This window comes from Porticoccus sp. W117 (genome assembly GCF_030341905.1).
In the GTDB taxonomy this organism is placed as follows: Bacteria; Pseudomonadota; Gammaproteobacteria; order Pseudomonadales; family Porticoccaceae; genus SCSIO-12696.
In genome coordinates this window covers 1-21,773 of record NZ_JATAAF010000016.1, presented here as the reverse complement: position 1 = coordinate 21,773, position 21,773 = coordinate 1, and the positions used below count along the sequence as shown (strand labels likewise).

Genomic DNA, 21,773 nt, shown 5'->3' with positions numbered 1-21,773 from the left:
AACCATGTTTAGCAAACCCAATGTAGAACAGGTGATTGCCCTGGCCGGGTTGTTCCAGGCTTGCCATTTGGTGGAGCAGCTGGCCCGCCATGGCCGCGCAACCAGCGATGATTTTGCTACCTGCATTCACTCCATTTTTGAACAGAACCCGGAAAATACCGAAGCGGTGTACGGCGGTGCCGGGCAGTTGCGGCTGGGTATTGAAACCCTGCACGCGCAACTCACTTTGCAGCGCAATGGCAATGCCTCCGATGCCCTGCGTTATGCGGTGGGTGTAGCTCATCTGCAGGGGCGTTTGATGCGTGACCGCACCATGCTGCAAACCATCAGCAGCGGCATTGAACGGGCCAAGAACCAGGCGCAACACTTTTCGGAAACCCACGAAAATGTTATCGCCAGTCTGGCTGACCTGTACCAGAATACCCTGAGCACCTTGCGATACCGCATTCAGGTAAACGGCTACGCCAACCACCTGCAACAAAACGATATCGCCAGCCGCATTCGCGCTTTGCTGTTGGCAGGTGTTCGCAGTGCGGTTTTGTGGAAACAGTTGGGCGGTTCTCGTTGGCACTTGATTTTATATCGCAAAGATATAATTAAAATTATCAACAAGATACAGTCAAAACTTTAAGTTATTTATAGGTTTTATTTGTGAGCATTGGCGGCTGTTCGCCAGTGCTTTCAAGCCTTGTTTCGGGTATTATTCGCGCCTTTCCACAACACCACTCCACGAGACTGAATACCATGGATCTCTCGACTCTCTCTGCCGTAACCCCCATCGACGGCCGTTACGCTTCCAAAACCGCCGCACTGCGCATTGTTTTCAGTGAATTTGGCCTGATCAAAGCCCGCGTAGAGGTAGAGATTCGCTGGTTACAACAACTGGCCAACCACCCGGAAGTTGCAGAAGTCCAGCCGTTCTCCGATGACGCCAACGCCCTGCTCAACAGCATCGTCGATAATTTTGGTGAAGCAGATGCCGCTCGTATCAAAGACATCGAAAGCACCACCAACCACGATGTCAAAGCAGTGGAATACTTTATCAAAGAGCGCATTGCCGATAACGCCGAACTGAACGCAGTGACCGAGTTTGTTCACTTTGCCTGTACCTCGGAAGACATCAACAACCTGTCCCACGCCCTGATGCTGCGCGCCGGTCGCGACCAGGTGCTGGTGCCGATGGTGCAGCAGATTGCCGACACCATCGCCGATATGGCCCACGAATACGCCGCGGTGCCCATGTTGTCGCGTACCCACGGCCAAACCGCCTCCCCCACTACCGTGGGCAAGGAATTCGCCAACGTAGCAGCGCGCCTGTTCCGCCAAATTGAGCAGATCAAAAGCGTTGAATTACTGGGCAAAATCAACGGCGCGGTGGGCAACTACAATGCTCACTTGTCTGCCTACCCTCAGGTCGACTGGGCACTGAATGCCCAGGACTTTATCGAAAGCCTGGGTCTGACCTGGAACCCCTACACCACACAGATCGAACCCCACGACTACATCGCCGAACTGTTCGACGTCATCGCCCGCTTTAACACTATTTTGATCGACTTCGATCGGGATGTGTGGGGTTATATTTCCCTGGGTTACTTCAAGCAGAAAGTGATTGCTGGTGAAGTGGGTTCGTCCACCATGCCTCACAAAGTGAATCCCATCGACTTTGAAAATTCCGAGGGCAACCTGGGTATCGCCAACGCGGTGTTTAATCACCTGGCAGCCAAACTGCCCATTTCCCGCTGGCAGCGTGACCTCACCGACTCCACGGTATTGCGCAATATGGGCGTTGGCTTTGGCTATTCAATGATTGCCTATGCGGCCACCGCCAAAGGCTTGAGCAAGTTGCAGCTGAACGAAGATCGCCTGGCAGAAGATCTGGATAACGCCTGGGAAGTGCTGGCGGAGCCGATTCAAACCGTAATGCGCCGTTATGCCATTGAAGAACCCTACGAAAAGCTGAAAGCCTTTACCCGTGGTAACGCCATGAATAAAGAATCCATGGCGCAATTTATCGAGTCACTGGAGCTGCCAGAAGATGCTAAAGCCGAACTGCGAGCCATGACCCCGGCCAGTTATATTGGTAATGCGGTGGCGCAGGCGCAGAATATTTAACTCCGCTCTCTACAGAACAGCCTGTCATTCTGAGCGCAGCGAAGAATCTCAAAGCCAAATTTACCCAAGAGATCCTTCGCTACGCTCAGGATGACGGGTCACTGGATACTCAATGCTCACCCACCTCGGCACCATTTCCATCGAAACTTTTTTGCGCGACTACTGGCAGCAAAAACCGCTGCTGGTGCGCAATGCGTTTCCCGATTTTGAATCGCCACTGACGCCGGATGAGTTGGCAGGCCTTGCTCTTGAGGAAGATGTGGAGTCCCGCATCGTTCTGGAAAATGGCTCTGAAGGGCCATGGCAATTGCTCAACGGTCCTTTTGAAGAAAGCGCTTTTTCACAGCTGCCAGAAACTCATTGGACACTGCTGGTACAGGCCGTCGATCAATGGGTGCCGGAAGCTCAGGAGTTTCTGGAACAATTCAAATTCCTGCCCAGCTGGCGGCTGGATGACTTGATGGTGAGTTACGCACCACAAGGTGGCAGCGTCGGTCCACACTTCGATTTTTACGATGTGTTTTTGATTCAAGGCCATGGCCAGCGCCGTTGGCAAGTGGGGCCTAAAGCGGATGACGACAGCCCTCGTGTGGCCAATACCAAACTGCGCATTTTGAAAAATTTTAAAGTAGAGCATGAGTGGGTGCTGGAACCTGGCGATATGCTCTACTTGCCCCCTCAATACAGCCACAACGGCGTCGCCCTCAACGACTGCCTTACCTATTCGGTTGGTTTTCGCGCGCCCAGTGTGGGCGAAATTATTGATGACCTGGCCACCGACGCCATCTCCCACCACAAAGACCATCAGCGCTATACCGACCCCGGCGAACCGCTAGCCAATAGCGGCGAGATATCTCCGGCTGCCATCGAAGGTTTAAAAGCCACCTTGCAGAAAGCGTTGCTGGATGAAGGTTTGCTGCGCAACTGGCTGGGGCGCTATATGACTGCGCGCAAATACCCGGAGTTGGATATCAGCCAGGGTGCCGATGCGGATTGGGCCGAACAGCTATACTCTGGCGCCCTTCTACAACGCCACCCGGCATCGCGGTTTGCCTATTCTCAAACTGGCGCCGACAGCGCACAGCTGTTTGTGGATGGAGAAGCGGTAGCCACAAGCCTGTCTTTGGCGGAGTTGTTGTGTGGCGGTGATGCACTGGATTGGCAGCAACTGCAAAACCACCTTGCAGATAAAGGTGGCAGGAATGTGCTTGAGCAGTTGGTGGAGTATGGGGCGTTGTATTTGGATTGACCCTTTGCCCCTTCGTCATTGCGAGGCCGTAGGCCGCGGCAATCTCGTCCAGTTGGCACAGGGACTATGGAGATTGCCGCGTCGCCTGACGGCTCCTCGCAATGACCGGGTTGGTCAGGCAATCTGTTTCACAAACACCTTCGAGTTGCGCTGAAAGTTATACATCGCCTGCTTGCCCTGAGGCAGCTTTTCAATGGGCTGCTCGACAAAACCCTGATCCAGAAACCAGTGGCTGCTGACGGTAGTCAACACAAAAATCGAATCCAGCTGCTGTTCTCTGGCCTTATCTTCCAGCGCTTCGATCAAGCGCTCACCGCGACCACCGCCGCGATAATCCGGGTGAATCACCAGGCAGGCAACTTCCCCGGTATTGGCTTCCGGATAAGGGTACATGGCGCCACAAGCGATGATGGCGTCTTCTTTCTTGATAACGCAGAAGCGGTCGATTTCTACTTCCAGTAGCTCCCGTGAGCGCTTCACCAGAGTGCCCTCCTCCTCCAGAGGCGCAATCAGTTCCATAATGCCGCCAACGTCGTCAATGGTGGCAGACATCAGTTGCTCCCGGTGATCTTTGGCAATCAGGGTGCCAGCACCGTCGCGGGTAAACAGCTCCTGTAGCAAAGCGCTGTCGCTTTGGTAGGAAACACAATGACAGCGCTCCACGCCATTTTCGGCGCACTTGGCAATGGCCTGCAAAAGCAGTCGCTGAATATAGTCGGGGTTGTTTTCCTGCAGCTTTTTAACAGTTCTCAAACTGCAACTTTTTACCAGCCCGCCAGATTCATCCAGCAGGCCTTCGCCTTTGGTCAGGGCGATCAGTTTGTCTGCCCCCAGCGAGATTGCTGTTTGGGTCGCGACATCTTCCAGAGAGAGGTTAAACACCTCCCCGGTGGTGGAGTAGCCAACGGGTGACAACAACACTGTGGAACCGTATTCCAACTGCTTTTTGATGCCTTTGGTATCAATGCGACGGATCAGGCCAGTGTATTTGTAGTCGACACCATCGCGCACACCCATGGGTTTGGCGATCACAAAGTTGCCGGCACTGACGCGAATTTTTGAACCTTGCATAGGGGAATTGGCCAGCCCCATAGTCAGCAGCGCTTCGATATGAATACGCAGCGAGCCAGTGGCGTCTTTTACCACCGCCAGGGTGTCGGCGTCGGTCACCCGGATGTCGTTTTCGATATGTTGGTCGATACCGAGCTGGGACAATCGTTCACTGATTTGCTGCCGGGCGCCGTGAACCAGCACCAGCTTGACGCCCAGGCTGCGCAGCAAGGCAATATCGTGGATGACGTTGGCAAAGTTGGCATGCTGAACCGCCTCGCCATCAAACATCAACACAAAGGTTTTCCCCCGGTGTGCGTTGATGTAAGGCGCGGCGTTTCTAAACCACTTTACCCGGTCCTGATCGGAGTTTTGATTGTCCATACTTCCCACCAATTAGCGTTCAGCCATTTATTTTTCCAGCCGGTCAACAATGTACTCCATGGCCACTTCTTCGTTCGGGTTTTTATTGGCACTCTGGTCGCTGTCTTCAATAATGTTATCCGCCAGCGAGCTCTTATCAATCAGTCCAAAGCCCAGTGCTGAAAAGTAATCGGGAATATAAGTCAGCACAATCACGGTCTTCAGTTCCATCTGATTGGCAAATTCCAGCAAATACTGCACCAGCGCTTTGCCCTGCCCCTGACGGTGGAATTCCTTGTCTACAACCACCGAACGAATTTCGGCCAGCCCTTTTTGGTAAATATACAACGACGCACAGCCAACCACTTCGCCGCCGATTTCCGCCACCACAAAGTTCTGCACATCGTGAATAATATTTTCCTGGGTACGAGGCAAAATTTCACCTTCGTTGGCCCAGTAGTCCACCAGCTGGTGGATTTTCTCCACATCCGACATTCGCGCCCGGCGCACGGACATAACGGCAGCACGCTGGGCGTCCAGGCGTTGCTTCACTTGCTGCAAGGCAACATTCACCTGATGTTTGCCCGGCGCCCCAGCCACCTGCTCGTTGAGGATTTCCTCATTGCCGGACTGGATGTTGGCAATGGCTTGTTCAACCTGAGAGCGGGATGTACCACCCAATGCTTCGCGCTTGTCCAGAGTGGACTCGATGGACAGGTGCTGGTAGACGTCCTGACCGATTTTGCCACTGAAGGTCTGCAGCTGGGTCAGGGTTAAATCTTCCAGCGGGCAACCTTTTTCGATGGCTGCCAGTACCACTTCGCCGACAATATGGTGGGCTTCGCGGAAAGGAATGTCTTTGCTCACCAGATAGTCCGCCAATTCGGTGGCGTTGGCGTAGCCCTGCTGGGCAGCCGCCAGGGTGCGGGAGCGGTTTACTTTCAGACCGTCGGCCACCAGCACTGCCATTTCCATGCACTCCAACCAGGTATCCAGAGCGTCGAACAACCCTTCTTTGTCTTCCTGCATGTCTTTGTTATAGGCCAGTGACAGCGCTTTCATGGTGGTCAGCATGCCCGCCAGGGAGCCCACCACACGGCCGGTTTTGCCGCGAATCAGTTCGCAGGCATCGGGGTTTTTCTTCTGCGGCATCAATGATGAACCGGAGCTCACCAGATCGCTCATTTCCACAAACCCCGCTTCGCCAGAGTTGTAGAAAATCAGATCCTCGGCAAAACGGGACAGGTGCATCATGGAGATGCTGGCAGAGGCCAGCAGCTCGATAACGTGATCGCGATCAGATACCGCATCCAGACTGTTCATGGTGGCGGCTCGGAAACCCAAATTGTGAGCCAGGGTTTTGCGGTCGATTGGGTATGCCGTGCCCGCTAAGGCACCGGAACCCAGAGGCGATACATCCAGGCGATAGAGCGCGTCTTTCAGACGGCCAATATCCCGGTTAAACATCTCCACATAGGCCAGGCACCAGTGGCCAAAAGTCACTGGCTGGGCGCGCTGCAGGTGGGTGTAGCCAGGCAAAACTGTGCCCTTCTCCCGCTCCGCCAGATTCATCATCGCTTGTTGCAGATTCACCAGCGCAAACAGCAAGTCGCCGCCGGTTTCCTTGCACCACAGTTTCAAATCGGTGGCCACCTGGTCGTTGCGGCTGCGGCCGGTGTGGAGTTTTTTACCCAGGTCACCGGTTTTTTCAATCAGCTGGGTTTCCACCCAACTGTGAATATCCTCGGCGTCGGACTCCAGTATCTGGTTGGGGTTTTGCTCCACAGAGGCTTTCAGCTCATTGAGTGCATTTTGCAAATTCACCAACTCGTCGTCGCTGAGTACACCCACTTTATGAATGGCCCCGGCCCATGCAATGGAGCCGACAATGTCCTGCACCGCCATGCGGTAATCCACCGGCAGGGAGTCGTTGAATTTTTTGAACTGCACACTGGCCTTTTCTTTAAAGCGGCCGCCCCATAGTGACATGGTGTTTCTCCGGTGTTTCGTTTAAACCTATCCGTCATTGCGAAGGAGCGAAGCGACTGCGGCAATCCAGCGACTTCAAAGACACTGGATCGCCACGCCACGCTCGCGATGACATTATTCCCCGCCCATTGCCTTAATGCGGCTGGACAGTGAAAACAAGCGAATAAAGCCTTCCGCGTGGGACTGGTCGTACACGTCGTCCTCGCCAAAGGTGGCAAAAGATTCCCGGTACAGGCTGTTGGGGGACTTCTTCTGAATTGCCGTCACCTGGCCTTTGTACAGCTTCAGCACTACGGTGCCGGCAGCGTCTTCATTGAGCGCTTCAGCGGCGGCGTACAGGGAGTCTTTCAGCGGGGTAAACCAGCGGCCGTCGTAAACCAGGTGGGCAAACTGTTCGGCTACGGTGGTTTTCCAGCTGCGGCAGGTTTTGTCCAGCACCAACTCGTCGATAGCACGCAAGGCGCTCACCAACAGAGTGCCCCCTGGGGTTTCGTAACAGCCGCGGGATTTCATGCCCACCAGGCGGTTTTCGACGATATCGATGCGGCCAATGCCGTGTCGCGCACCCTTCTCGTTGAGGCTTTCCAGCACCTGAAACGGCGACATGGCAACGCCGTCTACGGCGGTGATTTCACCCTTTTCGATATCCAGAGTAACCATTTCCGCTTCATCCGGCGCCTGTTCTGGGGAAACCGTCATGGTCCAAACGCCATCGCTGGGGGCGTTCCACGGGTCTTCCAACTCGCCACCTTCGTGGGAAATATGCAGGGCGTTGGCGTCGCGGCTGTAGATTTTGGTGAGCGAGGCGCTGCAGGGGATATTGCGCTCTTCCAGATAGTCCAGCAGGCTTTCCCGGGAAGTCAGATCCCACTCCCGCCAGGGGGCGATCACATGCAGGTCTGGCGCCAGAGCGGCAAAGCAGGATTCAAAACGCACCTGGTCGTTACCCTTGCCGGTACAACCATGAGACAGCGCATCGGCTCCCACTTTGCGAGCCACTTCTACTTGCGCCTTGGCGATAATCGGGCGGGCAATACTGGTGCCTAGCAGGTAGTCGCTTTCGTAGATAGCGCCGGTTTTAAAGGTGGGGTACACGTAGTTGGCAACAAACTCGTCTTTCAGGTCGACGATATAGCAACTGCTGGCGCCGGAGGCGATGGCCTTTTCTTCCAGGCCTTCCAGTTCTTCATCCCCCTGCCCTACGTTGGCAGCAAAGGCCACCACTTCACAGCCGTAGTTCTCTTTCAGCCAGGGAATGATGGCGGAAGTGTCCAGACCGCCGGAGTATGCCAATACAACTTTTTTGATACTTTTTTTGCTGATGTTAGTCATTTTCTTACCTCAATAAATTCAAACTTTTTCGTCATCCTGAGGGAGCGTAAGCGACCGTGAGGATCTCACAAGTCGATGGCCGTGAGATCCTCACGTCGCCTTCGGCTCCTCAGGATGACGACTCGCTAATCTCGGTGCCCACAGATTCCCCGGCGCACCACTGAACAATGGCCTCTGGCTGTTGCCAGGAGGCTATCAATACTTTTCCACCTGCCGCTTTCGCTGCCGCCAGTGCAGCACGCACTTTTACTGCCATGCCGTCGACAATGACTCCTTCGGTGATCAAACTCTCGATTTGCCCTTCGTCCAACTTGGGGATTGGCTGTCGATTGCCATCCAGTACTGCAGGCACATCGCTGAGCAACAACAGGTCGCCGCCAATGGCCTTGGCAATGGCCACTGCTGCATCGTCTGCGTTGATATTCAACAGCGCGCCATCAGCACCACAGGCAATGCTGCACACCAGAGGGCGGAAGTCTGCTGCCAATAATTTTTGCAAGGGCTCGGGGTTGGTATGCGTGACTTCACCAACCTGGCCCAGGTCGTCCGCCAGCAGCGACGCTGAGCAACCAGCGTCCACCATACTGAGGCCAATTGCCGGAATGCTCGCGGCCACCGCGCCGGAAACCAGTTCGGTATTGGCACAGCCAGCCAGGGCGCCGGTAATAAACGGCATCTGCTCGGCAGGGCTCACCCGCAAACCGCGACGGCGCTCCACATTAAAACCCAATTTGGATAGCCATTGATCCACCAGAGCACCACCGCCATGGAGCAATACCCAAGGCCGAGACAATTGCGCAAGCTGGGCGAATAACGCCTGCTGTGCAGCCTTGTCGTTCAGCAGCGCACCGCCGACTTTGATAACCAGGGGTTTAATAACAGGGGGTTTAACAACAAGGGGCTTGCTCACGATGGCACCATGCCCATTTGCTGCGGCCAGCCAAAGCGAATGTTGACGCACTGCAGCGCTTGCCCGGCGGCGCCTTTCACCAGGTTGTCGATGGCGGACACCAAAATCACCTGGTTGCCCTGAGTGTAGACGCCAATATCACAGAACGGGGTTTTCTCTACCGCCTGGATGGAAGGCACTGACTGGTGAGACATTCTCACCAGTGGCGCATCCTTGTAGGTGTCGGCAAAGTGGTTGCGCAAGGCGCCCTCATCCACAGGTTGTTCCAGAGCAACGTTAATGGTTTCCAGAATGCCCCGCTTAAACGCTCCCAAGTGCGGCGTAAAGACCACGTCACGCTCCACGCCCTGGGCAATTTCCGGGGTGTGACGGTGACTGAAAATACCGTAGGGATGCAGACTCACCTCACAGAAATGGGAGCCCGGCTTGGCTTTGCGGCCGGCGCCACTGACGCCGCTTGTGGCGTTGATTACTGGCGCTTGTACAACAGAGTTACCAGTTTGTTGGCAGTAGGCTAACAATGGCTTCAGGGCCAGTTGGGCGGCAGTGGGATAACAGCCGGGAACAGCCACCAGTTGGGCATCGGCAATCGCCGCGCTATTCCACTCCGCCAGGCCGTAAGCCGCTGTTTGCAGCAAGTCCGGACGCGGGTGAGTAAAACCGTAATAGCGGTCGTAGAGCGCCGGCTCTTTCAGGCGATAACCGCCGGAGAGGTCAAAAATGGCAACGCCGGTATCGACGATCTTGCCAATTACATTGGCGCTGACTTCATGTTCGGTAGCCAACACCACGCCATCCACCTCGCTGGCCAGACGTGCAATATTTTCATCAGTACTGGCTTCCAGGGCAGGCAGTGGCAGATGTACCAGTTCAGGGCAGAACTGACCCGGCGTTTGACCCAGGTAAACACTCTGGGGGGACACCATCAGAGACACAATTTCCAGCTTGGGGTGTTGGCTGACCCAACGGCAAAATTCCAGGCCAGCGTAACCACTGGCACCAATCAGGGCTAATTTTTTCACAGTCGCCTCATTAGCGAATACAAGTTTTTAGATTGCTATCGGGGTGCTGCATGGTGCAGCAGGAAAGGCCACGGGCATTGTACTTGATATGCAAGCAGCAAGCGTGACAAAAGGCGGCTTAACGTCGTCGAATAGCCGGAAGGAGTGGTGCTTTATTGATGCCGTTGAGCATGCAAAATATCATGACGAAAACGCAATTAGCGAAAAGAGGCGGCAAGATACCGTTTTAGTGGCTTTTATGCAATAGTTTGGGCAGCGTCATTGCGAGGAGCCGCAAGGCGACGCGGCAATCCAGCGACTCAAAGACACTGGATCGCCACGCTTCGCTCGCGATGACATACCGAAGACCAAACCATACGCAGCTATGTCATTTTTAGAACACTACAAAACCCTGATTGCCACACCCAGTATATCCAGTGGCAACCCTCACTGGGACCACTCCAACCGGGAAGTGATTCAACACCTGGAAGGCTGGCTCAGTGACCGCGGCTTTGCCGTGGAAATCACCGAGCTGGAATCCGTTCCCGGCAAGTTCAACCTGGTGGCCAGTTACGGCAGCGGCGATGGTGGACTGCTGCTGGCTGGGCATACCGATACCGTGCCTTTCGACGAGAGCCGTTGGAATTTCGACCCATTCAAGCTGACAGAGTCAGACAACAAGCTCTACGGCCTGGGCAGCATCGATATGAAGGGCTTTTTCGCCTTTGTGCTGGATGCCATTGACGGCATGGACTTGAGCAAGCTGCAGCAGCCTCTGCGCATACTGGCCACCGCCGACGAAGAAACCACCATGGCCGGCGCCCGCCAGCTGGCGGCGCAGAAAACCATCCGCCCGGATTACGCCATTATCGGCGAGCCTACCTCCATGCAGGCGGTGTATTGCCATAAAGGGCACTTTTCAGAGAGCATCACCGTCACCGGGCGCAGTGGCCATAGCTCTAATCCGGATTACGGGCTCAACGCGCTGGAAATCATGAACGAGGTAATGACCAACCTGTTGCAAACACAACAACAGATGAAAGAACGCTATCAGCAGCCCTCTTTTGATGTGCCATACCCCACCATCAACCTGGGCCATATTCACGGCGGCGACAACCCCAACCGTATATGTGCTTGTTGCGAGCTGCAAATTGACGTGCGCCCAATGCCGGGTATGTCTGTAGCCAGCGTTTATGACCTATTAAACGATGCTCTAAAACCACTTGAAGAGCGTCACCCCGGAGCGATTGAATTAACACACATGCACGAAGCCATCCCGGCGTTCTCCGGCAGTCCTGATAGCAGCCTGGTCAAACTCGCAGAAAAAGTCTCCGGGCAACCGGCAGTAGCGGTGAACTACTGCACCGAAGCCCCGTTTATCAGCGAACTGGGCTGCGAAACCATTGTTATGGGGCCAGGATCTATCGCTCAGGCTCACCAACCGGATGAATATCTGGATATGAGTGAGATAAAGCCAACAACAGAGAAGTTGCGGCAGTTGATTGTGGGGTGTTGTGGGGATTGACTCGCCACATCCTTGGCGCTCGGCCTTCGGCCGCCAGAGGCGCCCAAATTTTCTATCCTGCAAATTTGTGACTCGGGTCATCCATGACCCTCGGTCTTACAGACCGCCTTCGCTTCGCTGTGGCGCCCAAAATTGTGGTCCTGCAATTTTGTCGAACCAGAGGGTTTGTCCACATTTCCCTCACCGCCACCCATAAAAAAACCCAAGCCACTGGACTTGGGTTTTTTTATGGGTGGCGGTGAGGGAGGGATTCGAACCCTCGATACGTTTCCGTATACACACTTTCCAGGCGTGCTCCTTCGGCCACTCGGACACCTCACCGTGAAGGTCGCGCACTTTACACAAGGGCGGTTTTAAAATCAACGCTACCAGTTGCTGAAGAATTGCTCAGTATCGATTTCCGGAACTGGCTTCTGGCGGCCTTGGGGAGTGCCCAGGTAAAGGTAGCCGACGATTTTTTCGTGGTCGTCAATTCCCAGACCTTTGCGTACGGTTGCATGGTAGGCAAAATCGCCAGTGCGCCATACCGCACCAACACCTTGGACAAAAGCGGCATTAAGCATGTTCTGTACGCAGCAACCGGCGGAAATGATTTGTTCGATCTCTGGTACTTTTTCGTCCTCTTTGCAGCTGGCAATAGCGACAATAATCATAGGGGCACGGTGTGTCTTGTTGGCCCAATTGGTGGCTTCTTCCGCAGAAATTGGGCCGCTATCGGCTGCTTTGGCTTCTGCAAACAACCGCCCCAATTTATTTCTGCTGCCACCCTCAATCACCAGAAAACGCCATGGTCGCAGCATGCGATGATCGGCGGCACGCATGGCGGCCTGTTTGATGTTTGTCAGTATTTCGCCTGAGGGAGCGGGTGCGGATAAGCGGGGTGTGGAGACGCGATTTTTCAGGGTTTCTAGTGCGTTCATTGGGAATTTTGTAGTTGTGAAAATGGCGCCCCGAAGAGGATTCGAACCTCTGACCTGCCCCTTAGGAGGGGGCCGCGCTATCCAGCTGTGCCATCGGGGCTTGGAAGTGCTGTATTCTAGCCACGCGGGCCAAAACTACAAGGTTGTAATAGGTGCTGAATATATAAAAGAGACAATTTAGTTGATGAATAAAGACCGCAACTTCAACGGCATCGCCGACCACTTTGTCCGCAAAATCTACGGCGGCCTGAAAGGCCAAATTCGCCTGGATGTGCTCTGGCGAGACCTGTCAGAACAGGTGCTTCCACACTTACCCTCACAGGCGAATGTAATCGATGCCGGCGCTGGCCTTGCTCAGTTGGCCATTAAGCTGGCACAGCGAGGGCACAATGTCACAATCAACGATATTTCCACTGAAATGCTCACCTTGGCAAAGGAAAGCGCCAAATCCGCTGAGCTGAGCAATAACACCCAGTGGTTACAATCCCCTCTGCAACAGCTTACCCAGCAGCTTCCTGGCAAGACTTTCGATCTGGTGATTTGCCATGCGGTTCTGGAATGGCTGGCGCAGCCCGCAGAAGCCATACCCTATTTGCGGTCGCTAATGACGGAGGAAGGCTGGTTGTCGCTGACTTTCTACAACCGCGACGGGCTGGTTTATCACAACCTGATGCGCGGCAATTTCAACAAGGCCATCAGCAAGGATTTTGCGGGCGACCCCAACAGCCTGACGCCGTCCAATCCTCTATCTTTGGCGGAAGTCACTGGCTGGTTGCAGAAACAGGGGTTAATGGTGGTTTATAAAAGCGGGATCAGGGTATTCCACGACTATGTTCGTCAGCCTAGCGGTGGTAATTTGCTGCCGGAGGAAGTGCGCCGCATGGAGCTGCGCCACTCTAATTGCGAACCCTTCGCTGGCCTTGGTCGCTATATTCACCTTTTGTGTCGGCCTCAGCGATGAAAGTGTCGATAAAACATGGACTTTTTTTCCACCAGGCGATGTAATAACGCCGATAACCACAACACTGCTATGGCATACCAATAATGACAGACACCGACAGCAGTAAATTTTCCGGCAGTAACCACCATCAGGGCATCTTTCGGGTGCTGATCGGTTTGTCCGCCGTATGCCACTTTTTGCTGTTACCGAAACTGTTTACCGGCGTGGCGTTCAGCCTGGCGGCGGTTGGTGTGCTGTTGTACATATTGGTGGCTCACTTTATCACCGGCGCCGTAAAGGAAGACAAGCGCGCCCAATGCTCCCACCTGCTGGGGTATGTAGACGCCATACTTGTGGGGGCTTTTATCTCCTACAGTGACTTCTCTCTGCTGCCCGGCGCCCTGTTCGCCCTGCTGACTTTGCACAACAGCGCCATTCTTGGCGGCGCCGTGCGAATGCTGGAAAGTTTTATCTCGCTGCTGATTGGCGCTGCCCTGCTGCTGATTGTGCAACCGGCCAATTTCTCTCCGGACATCACCCTGACCACTGGCATTGCCAGCCTGCTGACTTTGGGCGCTTACCTGTGCATCTACGGCACCTACAGCCATACTGAATCCCGCCAGCTGATGCGCCACCTGAAAAAAGTGGAGCAGGAACTGCTGCAGAACAAGCTGCGTTCCTACAAGTTGTCGAAATATCTCTCCCCTGCCCTGCGAAAAGAAATCCTCTCTGGCAAGGAAGTGCGCCTGGAAACCCAGCGCAAAAAATTGACGGTGTTCTTTTCCGACATACGCGGTTTCAGTGAGCTGGCGGAAGAAATGGAGCCGGAAGCGCTAACCGGACTGCTGAATAACTACCTGACGGAGATGTCGGACATCGCCCTCAAATTCGGTGGCACCATCGACAAGTTTATGGGCGATGGCATGATGGTATTCTTTGGCGACCCCAGCACCCGTGGAGCTAAAGACGACTGCCTGGCTTGCGTGTCCATGGCTATCGCCATGAAAAAACACATGCGCGAACTGCAGCTGCGCTGGGCCAACCAGGGGGTACAGAAGCCGATGGAAATTCGCATGGGCATCAATACCGGCTTTTGCACCGTGGGCAACTTCGGCACCGAAAACCGCCTGGACTACACCCTGTTGGGTACCGAAGTGAACCTCGCCAGCCGTTTGGAATCTTCCGCACAACCGGGAGAGATTCTGGTATCCCACGCCACCTATGCCTTGGTGAAAGATACCGTGATGTGCCAGGACAAAGGGGAAATTACCGTCAAAGGCTATCAGCAGCCGGTGAAAGTGTACTCCGCCATCGATACCCGCAAAAACCTGGGCAAAGACCAAGCCTACTTCGAACACGCCGCCGACGGTTTTTCCATGTATATGGATACGGACAAGATCAATAACTATGAGAAAAGCCGGATTATGAAGTCGCTAAAAGAGGCGATTGATCGATTGGAGAATGAGGGGTTGTAGGTAATTATTTTGAACGAATTTCATGTTTTATTTTATTTTTGTCAATAAATTCGTAAAGAATCCAGCCTGGCTTTACGCTCCTTTCTTTGGATGTAATGGCATTACAATTTGCATAGCTTGCCATTATTTTATAAATAGATACTCCTTCAGTATCAAGTAACGAAGGTACAGTTATTTGAGCCTTCGCTCCATTTGGAGCAACAAGGCTGTCATAACTAATCTGATCTCCCTCAACAACAACTGATTGATTCTTAATGGTCACCATATATCTGGGTGATTCGCAGCCACTGTTATCTACGATTACGATGGTGTAATCACTGTTGCCAGAATTGAAGTCAGCTAAAAGCCAGAATACAAAAACACTAACAAACAGTCCGATTAAAAAGGTTGGTAAATTGCGCACGCTTCACTAATCTCCCTAACAGTATTCTAAAGGCGACGAAGCAACATCCCGAATTTAGCACTTTTATCACGAGATCGCCGCGCTGCGCTCGCGATGACGGAGAGTCGTTAAATTACTGCCTCACCAACCGAAAACTCCCAGGCATCGCCGTCGATGTACTCCGCCAGGGATTAATATCCAATCCACCTCTGCGGGTATAGCGCGCATAAACATCCAGTTCTTCCGGGCCGCAGCGATTGAGAATATCGTTAAACATCCGCTCCACACACTGCTCGTGAAAGTCCTGATGCTGGCGGAAGGACACAATGTATTTCAGTAGCCCCTCTCTGGAAATCTGCCTGCCCCGATAGCGAACCATTACGCTGGCCCAATCTGGTTGGCCAGTTACCGGGCAGTTGGTTTTTAGCAGGTGGCTGTGCAAGGTTTCACTGACCTCGCCACCGTCGGTTACGTCCAGTAATGCGGGGTCTGGGTGGTAGCAGTCGATGGCTACATCCAGCGTATCAATGCATTCCCCCGGCAGCTCCTGAATGCCTTGCTTTTGATAATTCGCCAACGTGTACAGTTGCACCAATACCGGGCCGCCGGCGCATTGGCTGAGGTCGTCTTCCAGGCGTTGGCTGACATCGCTCCAACGTTCAAAGGCAGTCTGATTGTAGGAGTTTAAATACAGCTTGAATGATTTGGATTCGATCAGCGCTTCACTGTTGGCGGGCACGGTAAATTCCGCTATCGCCACTTGGGGTTTACCCTGTGCATCGAGCCAGGAAAGCTCGTAGCCAGTCCACAGGTCGGCACCCACAAACGGTAACTCGCCGCTTAACTTTAACGCTTCGCGGCCCAGTTTGCGGGGGATAGGTATCAGCAAACCAGCATCGTATTGATCCGGGTATTCGCTGTGCTTTCCCAAGTGAAGGTCTTTCATTTTAGCTCCTCAGCCGCGAGCCTTTTTCCAGTTGATGCAAAGCGATGGCAAACAGCGCCACGGCAAACAATATCACCATGGCGAAGGCCCAGGTAACATTGATATCCGACACGCCCAACAAGCCATAGCGAAAGGCGTTCACCATATACAGTACCGGGTTGGCCATGGAGACGCCCTGCCAGAATTCCGGCAACAGGCTGATGGAGTAAAACACTCCGCCCAGGTAAGTGAGTGGTGTCAGCACAAAGGTGGGGATGATTGAGATGTCATCAAAGTTGCGGGCAAAAACCGCGTTGATAAACCCGGCCAGGGAAAACATCACCGATGTGCAGAGCACAATACCGATGGTTACCCCCAGGTGGGTCACTTTCAGGTCGGTAAAAAACAGCGACAGCAGAGTCACGATGGTACCTACCATTAGCCCGCGAACCACACCGCCCAGAGAGAACCCCAACAGAATGATGTAGTTGGGTACCGGCGATACCAGCATTTCTTCCACACTGCGCTGGTATTTGGTGCTGAAAAATGACGACACTACATTGGAGTACGAGTTGGTGATCACCGACATCATAATCAGCCCCGGCACCACAAATTCCATGTAGCTAAAGCCAGCCATTTCGCCAATGCGTGGGCCGATCAGGGTGCCGAAAATAATAAAATACAACGAAATGGTGATCGCCGGAGGCAGCAGGGTTTGCAGCCAGATGCGGGTAAAGCGACGGATTTCCCTGGTCAGAATAGTGCGAAAGGCAATCCACTTTTGCGCAGCGGTCATGAGTCGCCCCCTTCTGTGCCGTTTTCTGTGTCGTTGTTGGTCATGGAAACAAACATTTCTTCCAGGCGATTGGCCTTGTTGCGCATGCTCTGAATAGCGATGCCCTGTTTGTCCAAAGCGGCAAATACATCATTGAGAGACTGCCCTTTCACCACTTCCACTTCCAGGCTGTTGCCGCCCTCTTCCACTACCAGGCGAGTGGGAAAGCCGTCAATCTGTGGGCACTCTTGCAGCTCATCGGCCACATCCAACAGGAAGACTTCTTTATTAAGTTGGGTGAGCAGTTGGCGAATGCTGGTGTTCTGGACAATTTCGCCGCGATCGATGATGGCGATATTGCGGCACAGGCTTTCCGCCTCTTCCAGGTAGTGAGTGGTGAGAATAATGGTGGTGCCTTCGGCGTTTATCTGGCGTAAAAACTCCCACATGGAGCGGCGCAACTCAATATCAACGCCTGCTGTGGGCTCATCCAGAATCAACAGTTTGGGTTCGTGCACCATGGCGCGAGCGATCATTAAGCGGCGCTTCATGCCACCAGAGAGCATGCGTGATACGCTGTCGCGTTTTTCCCACAGGCCCAGCAGACGCAGATATTTTTCTGCGCGCTCGGCAGCCACTTCTCTGGGCAGGCCAAAATAGCCCGCCTGAGTAATCAGGATATCCTGAACCTTTTCAAACTGGTTGAAGTTGAATTCCTGAGGCACTACGCCCAAATCCTGCTTGGCGATGGAAAAGTCGGTATCGATGTTGCGGCCGAAAATTTCAACACTGCCACCGCTTTTGCGCACCAGAGAACAAATAATGCCAATGGAGGTGGATTTGCCCGCCCCGTTAGGGCCAAGCAGTGCGAAGAAATCGCCGGGCTGAACTTCCAGGCTGATGCCTTTCAGGGCTTCAAAACCATTGTCGTAGGTTTTGCTGAGACTGGTTATTTTTAGTGCTGGGGTCATAGCTTTCCATATCGTCATCCTGAGGGAGCGAAGCGACCGCGAGGATCTCGTACTATCCGGCTTGTGAGATTGATGCGCACCTTCCTTGGTGCGCAGCCGATGGCTGCCCATGGCACCCAAATTGGCTTTCCTGCCAATTTGTCTCACGTCTGCTACGCCGCTCAGGATGACAGGTGATTAAGATGGCGCAGTATATGCGATCAACAAAAAAGGCGCAGATCAATGACCTGCGCCTTCTATTGTTTGGAGCGGGAAACCGGGTTCGAACCGGCGACCTCAACCTTGGCAAGGTTGCGCTCTACCAACTGAGCTATTCCCGCGTGGCATCCCGTAGGGGAGTCGAACCCCTGTTACCGCCGTGAAAGGGCGGTGTCCTAGGCCTCTAGACGAACGGGACACGGTTGTATCGGTTGCCAGCCAATACGCTCCTTGTAAGTGTTCATACCAACTCTCTCAGTAAAAGAAAGTTGGAGCGGGAAACCGGGTTCGAACCGGCGACCTCAACCTTGGCAAGGTTGCGCTCTACCAACTGAGCTATTCCCGCGTGGCATCCCGTAGGGGAGTCGAACCCCTGTTACCGCCGTGAAAGGGCGGTGTCCTAGGCCTCTAGACGAACGGGACGCGGAACACTTGTTTGATCACGCAGCCAATTGGCCAGTCATCAACAAAGAGGCGCGCATTCTATGAATCCGACGAAATACTGTCAACACTTTTCTGGGCGCTTTGGCCAGGGATCGTTAACAGTTATTTGGTCGTTTCTGTTGCCCCTGAAAAGTCGTCAGGCAAGGCATGAGGAGTGTGGTTTAGTTGCTCTAAATAAGCGACGAATAACGCAGAATGACGCCTTTTCAGGATCAACCCGAAGGGCTGGGCCCATTTTTTGCTCCAGCGGCGTTATCGGTCGCTTATGTAGAATAACTACACAGCACTCCCTCTGCCTCGCCTAGAGCGCCTACTTTTGGTGCTGGAGCGAAAAATGAACTCCAGCAGAAATGACCAAATAACTATTAACGATCCCTAATTTCCCTGAGAAATTTCAGTACCTTGCAACGGGCTGCAGGACAGCTCTGGAGCACTGCAAAGTGCCCGATAAAAACGCCGAATGCGCGCGGCATTGGCGCCAAAATCACCGCGCCCAAGGCGTGATACTGAGCGCACATCCACACGGCTGCCCTGCCCGACCTCAGACAAGCGAATCACCACATCATCCACAAAGCCAAACAACGCCGAGCGATCCTGGGCTTCAACTCGCAGGGTCAGTTCATCGGAGCCGATCAGCTTCCAGCCCAAGGCATCCGCCACCTGTTCAACCTTGGGCAGCAAGTCCAAAGGTGGTATGGCGATGGTGTGTGGGGCGATATCCGGGTAGGCCTGCTGTTGCTGCCGAGCCACTTCAGCGCCCGCGTAGTTCAAGCTGTTGTCCTGGCGCTGGCGACCGATACGGGCAAACTCAAATTCCGGCGGGTTGGCAGTATCTGTGGTGATGTCGTGAATCAGCGGCAATTTGAAACTGGCTGGCCCCATTACCACCAACGCAGCAATGGCGGGTGAACAGCCCAACAAGAAATAGAGTAATAGCCCTGCCTGAATTTTAAACAGCATCAACATGGTCAACACCGACAGAACCGCCGCCAGGGAGATAAACAGTACACCGCAGCCAGTGGCCACTAAACCGGTAAACATGGAGGTAAAACCGTAGCGGCAGCAGGCAATCCCACCTATCACCAATATGGTGCCACCCACCAGCAAGGCCGTAAGTAGCGTTCTCATGGGCAAGCACCCTGGGTGTTATTTACATCCATTTCTATACTTTTGGGGTACATATCAAATCCATTCATGATTATTGGCTGCCATTTTTGCTTTGGCCACAGCCCGATGCGTGCTATGTTGCCGTTCTGCCAGTAAATTACAACACCTTGTTATGACACAGAAAGACAAACAATCTACACCACCTGAGGCGGATTTCCACGGAGCCGCCATTGTTGATGAAAGTGGCAAAGAGCAACTCATCACCGAGGAGATGGTGCAATCCGCCTGCGACAAGCTAGACCCTACTCAAGAGTACGCCAAAGATGACGCCGGCAAATCTTCCTAAATATCGTCAACATTGACAGTAACTTAAGCCCTGCCCCTAATCATGAAAGCGATCACCAAATCCAACAAGTTGGATAATGTCTGCTATGACATCCGCGGCCCCATTCTCGACCACGCCAATCGCCTGGAAGAGGAAGGCAACCGTATCCTGAAGCTCAATATCGGCAACCCGGCGACATTCGACCTGCTGGCACCGGAAGAGATCCTTCAGGACGTGATCGTCAACCTGCCCGACGCTCAGGGCTACGGCCATGCCAAAGGCCTGTACAGCGCCCGCAAGGCGGTGATGCAACGCTGCCAGCTGACCGGCATCGATAACGTCACCGTAGACGATATCGTCATTGGCAATGGCGTCAGCGAAATGATTGTGATGGCCATGCAGGCGCTGCTGAATGACGGTGACGAAATACTGGTGCCAGCACCGGATTACCCCCTGTGGACTGCAGCTATCACCCTGGCGGGCGGCAAGGCGGTGCATTACCTGTGCGATGAGGAAAATGGCTGGCAACCGGATATTGACGATATTCACAGTAAATCGTCTGATCGCACCAGAGGCATCGTCGTTATCAACCCCAACAACCCCACAGGGGCTGTGTATTCAGAAACTGTTTTGCGAGAGCTGGTTGAGGTTGCCAAGCAGCAGGAGCTGATTGTTTTTGCTGATGAAATATACGACCAGATTATTTACGACGATGCCGTACACATCCCCCTTGGGTCGCTGGTAACAGAAACCCCCTGCATCACCTTTAACGGCCTGTCGAAAACCCACCGGCTGGCGGGCTTTCGTGCAGGTTGGCTGATTCTCAGTGGTGCCAAGCACCTGGCGCAAGACTATTTTCGCGGCATAGAAATGCTCGCCTCCATGCGCCTTTGCGCCAATATGCCCGCCCAACACGGCATCCAGACCGCCCTTGGCGGTTATCAGAGCATTGAGGATCTGGTGGTTCCTGGCGGCCGCCTTTATGAGCAGAAAGAACTGGCCTGGCGCAAACTCAACGACATACCCGGCATCAGTTGCGTCAAGCCCATGGGAGCACTGTATCTGTTCCCTCGTATCGATCCGGCGGTTTACAACATCACTAACGATGAGGAATTTGCCCTCAACTTGCTGAAGCAGGAGCACATTCTGCTGGTGCATGGCACCGGATTTAATTGGCCAAAACCAGACCACTTCCGCATTGTTTTCCTGCCGGACGTCAAAGATCTGGAGGTTGCCATTGACAAACTGGCTGCACACCTGCGTCAATACCGCACCTGAACCGACAGAGACATGTCGGGCCATAACTAATAATACAAAGCACGAAAGTACAAGAAGAACGATCAAGAGCATCCACAAAACTGTAATAGATGCCAAATAGACTGCCGCAGGCAGCAGGCAAGACAAAGATAGGGAAACCTAAGGGGAGTAGTAACGTGACCAACCTGCAAAATCAGAACAGCGAAGCCGCCACCAACTTTAATGGCGCCGCCATCCTCGATCAAAACGGCCGTGAAGTGCCAATCACCGAAGAGATGGTTCAGGGCGCCTGCCATGAGCTGGTAGTGGACGACCAGGGTGCAGCCAACGACTGATACCACTGGTTTACGCGAAAGCCGCAGTTTTTACTAAAACTGCGGCTTTTTTTGTGCTCTGTGTCCCGTCCTGAATAACGTTGACACTTTTCAATCACCAAATTGGAAAGTGATATGAAATCAACAGCTAAGCGCACTCAGCGTGATTATTCGTTAGCCTTTAAATTGTCCGTTGTTGACCAGGTTGA

Annotated in this window: 20 protein-coding genes and 6 tRNA genes; 9 read left to right on the top strand and 17 right to left on the bottom strand. The window is 53.6% G+C overall.

Going from position 1 to position 21,773, the window contains the following annotated elements; translation table 11 throughout:
- The first annotated feature begins 4 nt into the window (after positions 1-4).
- The 3 genes from hflD to QSV34_RS11270 all read left to right on the top strand — a co-directional run bounded on the left by hflD (position 5) and on the right by QSV34_RS11270 (position 3,361).
- Positions 5-631: a high frequency lysogenization protein HflD gene (gene hflD / locus QSV34_RS11280; protein WP_289154776.1), complete on the top strand. Its 627-nt coding sequence runs from the start codon at positions 5-7 to the stop codon at positions 629-631.
- Between the two features lie 113 nt (positions 632-744).
- Positions 745-2,112: an adenylosuccinate lyase gene (gene purB, locus QSV34_RS11275; RefSeq protein ID WP_289154774.1), complete on the top strand. Its 1,368-nt coding sequence runs from the start codon at positions 745-747 to the stop codon at positions 2,110-2,112.
- A 112-nt stretch (positions 2,113-2,224) separates the two neighbouring features.
- Positions 2,225-3,361 carry a cupin domain-containing protein gene (locus tag QSV34_RS11270; protein WP_289154772.1) on the top strand — a complete coding sequence of 379 codons (1,137 nt, stop codon included), beginning with the start codon at positions 2,225-2,227 and terminating at the stop codon, positions 3,359-3,361.
- A gap of 114 nt (positions 3,362-3,475) precedes the next feature.
- Here the strand turns inward: QSV34_RS11270 and argA are convergent, their stop codons facing one another.
- The 5 genes from argA to argC form a co-directional block, all read right to left on the bottom strand.
- Positions 3,476-4,795, bottom strand: coding sequence for an amino-acid N-acetyltransferase (gene argA / locus QSV34_RS11265; protein ID WP_289154770.1), 1,320 nt, complete (start codon positions 4,793-4,795; stop codon positions 3,476-3,478).
- Positions 4,796-4,822: 27 nt separating this feature from the next.
- Complete coding sequence (gene argH, locus QSV34_RS11260) at positions 4,823-6,763, bottom strand: argininosuccinate lyase (RefSeq protein ID WP_289154768.1); 1,941 nt, start codon at positions 6,761-6,763, stop codon at positions 4,823-4,825.
- Positions 6,764-6,877: 114 nt separating this feature from the next.
- Positions 6,878-8,095, bottom strand: coding sequence for an argininosuccinate synthase (locus tag QSV34_RS11255; protein WP_289154766.1), 1,218 nt, complete (start codon positions 8,093-8,095; stop codon positions 6,878-6,880).
- Between the two features lie 109 nt (positions 8,096-8,204).
- Positions 8,205-9,005: an acetylglutamate kinase gene (gene argB, locus QSV34_RS11250; RefSeq protein ID WP_289154764.1), complete on the bottom strand. Its 801-nt coding sequence runs from the start codon at positions 9,003-9,005 to the stop codon at positions 8,205-8,207.
- Positions 9,002-10,027: an N-acetyl-gamma-glutamyl-phosphate reductase gene (argC, locus tag QSV34_RS11245; RefSeq protein WP_289154763.1), complete on the bottom strand. Its 1,026-nt coding sequence runs from the start codon at positions 10,025-10,027 to the stop codon at positions 9,002-9,004. Before argC ends, argB begins: the two co-directional genes overlap by 4 nt.
- 364 nt (positions 10,028-10,391) lie before the next feature.
- On the opposite strand from argC, the gene argE reads away from it, so the two are divergent.
- Positions 10,392-11,531 carry an acetylornithine deacetylase gene (argE, locus tag QSV34_RS11240; RefSeq protein ID WP_289154762.1) on the top strand — a complete coding sequence of 380 codons (1,140 nt, stop codon included), beginning with the start codon at positions 10,392-10,394 and terminating at the stop codon, positions 11,529-11,531.
- A gap of 233 nt (positions 11,532-11,764) precedes the next feature.
- On the opposite strand, the gene QSV34_RS11235 is transcribed toward argE, so the two are convergent.
- The 3 genes from QSV34_RS11235 to QSV34_RS11225 all read right to left on the bottom strand — a co-directional run bounded on the left by QSV34_RS11235 (position 11,765) and on the right by QSV34_RS11225 (position 12,551).
- Positions 11,765-11,852 (bottom strand) — tRNA-Ser (locus QSV34_RS11235).
- A 44-nt stretch (positions 11,853-11,896) separates the two neighbouring features.
- Positions 11,897-12,451, bottom strand: coding sequence for a nitroreductase family protein (locus tag QSV34_RS11230; RefSeq protein WP_289154761.1), 555 nt, complete (start codon positions 12,449-12,451; stop codon positions 11,897-11,899).
- Positions 12,452-12,474: 23 nt separating this feature from the next.
- Positions 12,475-12,551 (bottom strand) — tRNA-Arg (locus tag QSV34_RS11225).
- A gap of 84 nt (positions 12,552-12,635) precedes the next feature.
- Here QSV34_RS11225 and QSV34_RS11220 point away from each other — a divergent pair.
- A complete protein-coding gene (locus tag QSV34_RS11220) occupies positions 12,636-13,412 on the top strand; it encodes a methyltransferase domain-containing protein (RefSeq protein WP_289154760.1) in 777 nt (258 codons plus the stop codon).
- A gap of 83 nt (positions 13,413-13,495) precedes the next feature.
- Positions 13,496-14,866, top strand: a complete 1,371-nt coding sequence (locus QSV34_RS11215; RefSeq protein ID WP_289154758.1) for an adenylate/guanylate cyclase domain-containing protein — start codon at positions 13,496-13,498, stop codon at positions 14,864-14,866.
- A gap of 4 nt (positions 14,867-14,870) precedes the next feature.
- Here the strand turns inward: QSV34_RS11215 and QSV34_RS11210 are convergent, their stop codons facing one another.
- The 9 genes from QSV34_RS11210 to QSV34_RS11170 all read right to left on the bottom strand — a co-directional run bounded on the left by QSV34_RS11210 (position 14,871) and on the right by QSV34_RS11170 (position 19,689).
- Positions 14,871-15,269 carry a hypothetical protein gene (locus QSV34_RS11210; protein WP_289154756.1) on the bottom strand — a complete coding sequence of 133 codons (399 nt, stop codon included), beginning with the start codon at positions 15,267-15,269 and terminating at the stop codon, positions 14,871-14,873.
- A gap of 112 nt (positions 15,270-15,381) precedes the next feature.
- A complete protein-coding gene (queF, locus tag QSV34_RS11205; RefSeq protein ID WP_289154754.1) occupies positions 15,382-16,194 on the bottom strand; it encodes an NADPH-dependent 7-cyano-7-deazaguanine reductase QueF in 813 nt (270 codons plus the stop codon).
- A gap of 1 nt (position 16,195) precedes the next feature.
- On the bottom strand, positions 16,196-16,969 hold the full coding sequence (locus tag QSV34_RS11200; RefSeq protein WP_289154752.1) for an ABC transporter permease: 774 nt from the start codon (positions 16,967-16,969) through the stop codon (positions 16,196-16,198).
- On the bottom strand, positions 16,966-17,919 hold the full coding sequence (locus tag QSV34_RS11195; protein WP_289154750.1) for an ABC transporter ATP-binding protein: 954 nt from the start codon (positions 17,917-17,919) through the stop codon (positions 16,966-16,968). Before QSV34_RS11195 ends, QSV34_RS11200 begins: the two co-directional genes overlap by 4 nt.
- A 244-nt stretch (positions 17,920-18,163) precedes the next feature.
- Positions 18,164-18,239, bottom strand: a tRNA-Gly gene (locus QSV34_RS11190).
- A gap of 1 nt (position 18,240) precedes the next feature.
- A tRNA-Glu gene (locus QSV34_RS11185) sits at positions 18,241-18,316 on the bottom strand.
- 71 nt (positions 18,317-18,387) lie between these two features.
- Positions 18,388-18,463 (bottom strand) — tRNA-Gly (locus tag QSV34_RS11180).
- Position 18,464: 1 nt separating this feature from the next.
- Positions 18,465-18,540: transfer RNA gene (locus QSV34_RS11175), tRNA-Glu, on the bottom strand.
- A 396-nt stretch (positions 18,541-18,936) separates the two neighbouring features.
- Positions 18,937-19,689, bottom strand: coding sequence for a DUF1499 domain-containing protein (locus QSV34_RS11170; protein ID WP_289154749.1), 753 nt, complete (start codon positions 19,687-19,689; stop codon positions 18,937-18,939).
- Between the two features lie 151 nt (positions 19,690-19,840).
- Between QSV34_RS11170 and QSV34_RS11165 the strand changes: the two genes are divergently transcribed.
- The 3 genes from QSV34_RS11165 to QSV34_RS11155 all read left to right on the top strand — a co-directional run bounded on the left by QSV34_RS11165 (position 19,841) and on the right by QSV34_RS11155 (position 21,585).
- Positions 19,841-20,014, top strand: coding sequence for a PA1571 family protein (locus QSV34_RS11165; RefSeq protein ID WP_289154747.1), 174 nt, complete (start codon positions 19,841-19,843; stop codon positions 20,012-20,014).
- 42 nt (positions 20,015-20,056) lie between these two features.
- Positions 20,057-21,271 (top strand): pyridoxal phosphate-dependent aminotransferase, encoded by a 1,215-nt coding sequence (locus QSV34_RS11160; RefSeq protein WP_289154745.1) that lies wholly within the window; start codon positions 20,057-20,059, stop codon positions 21,269-21,271.
- Positions 21,272-21,426: 155 nt separating this feature from the next.
- On the top strand, positions 21,427-21,585 hold the full coding sequence (locus QSV34_RS11155) for a PA1571 family protein (protein ID WP_289154744.1): 159 nt from the start codon (positions 21,427-21,429) through the stop codon (positions 21,583-21,585).
- Positions 21,586-21,773 lie beyond the last annotated feature (188 nt).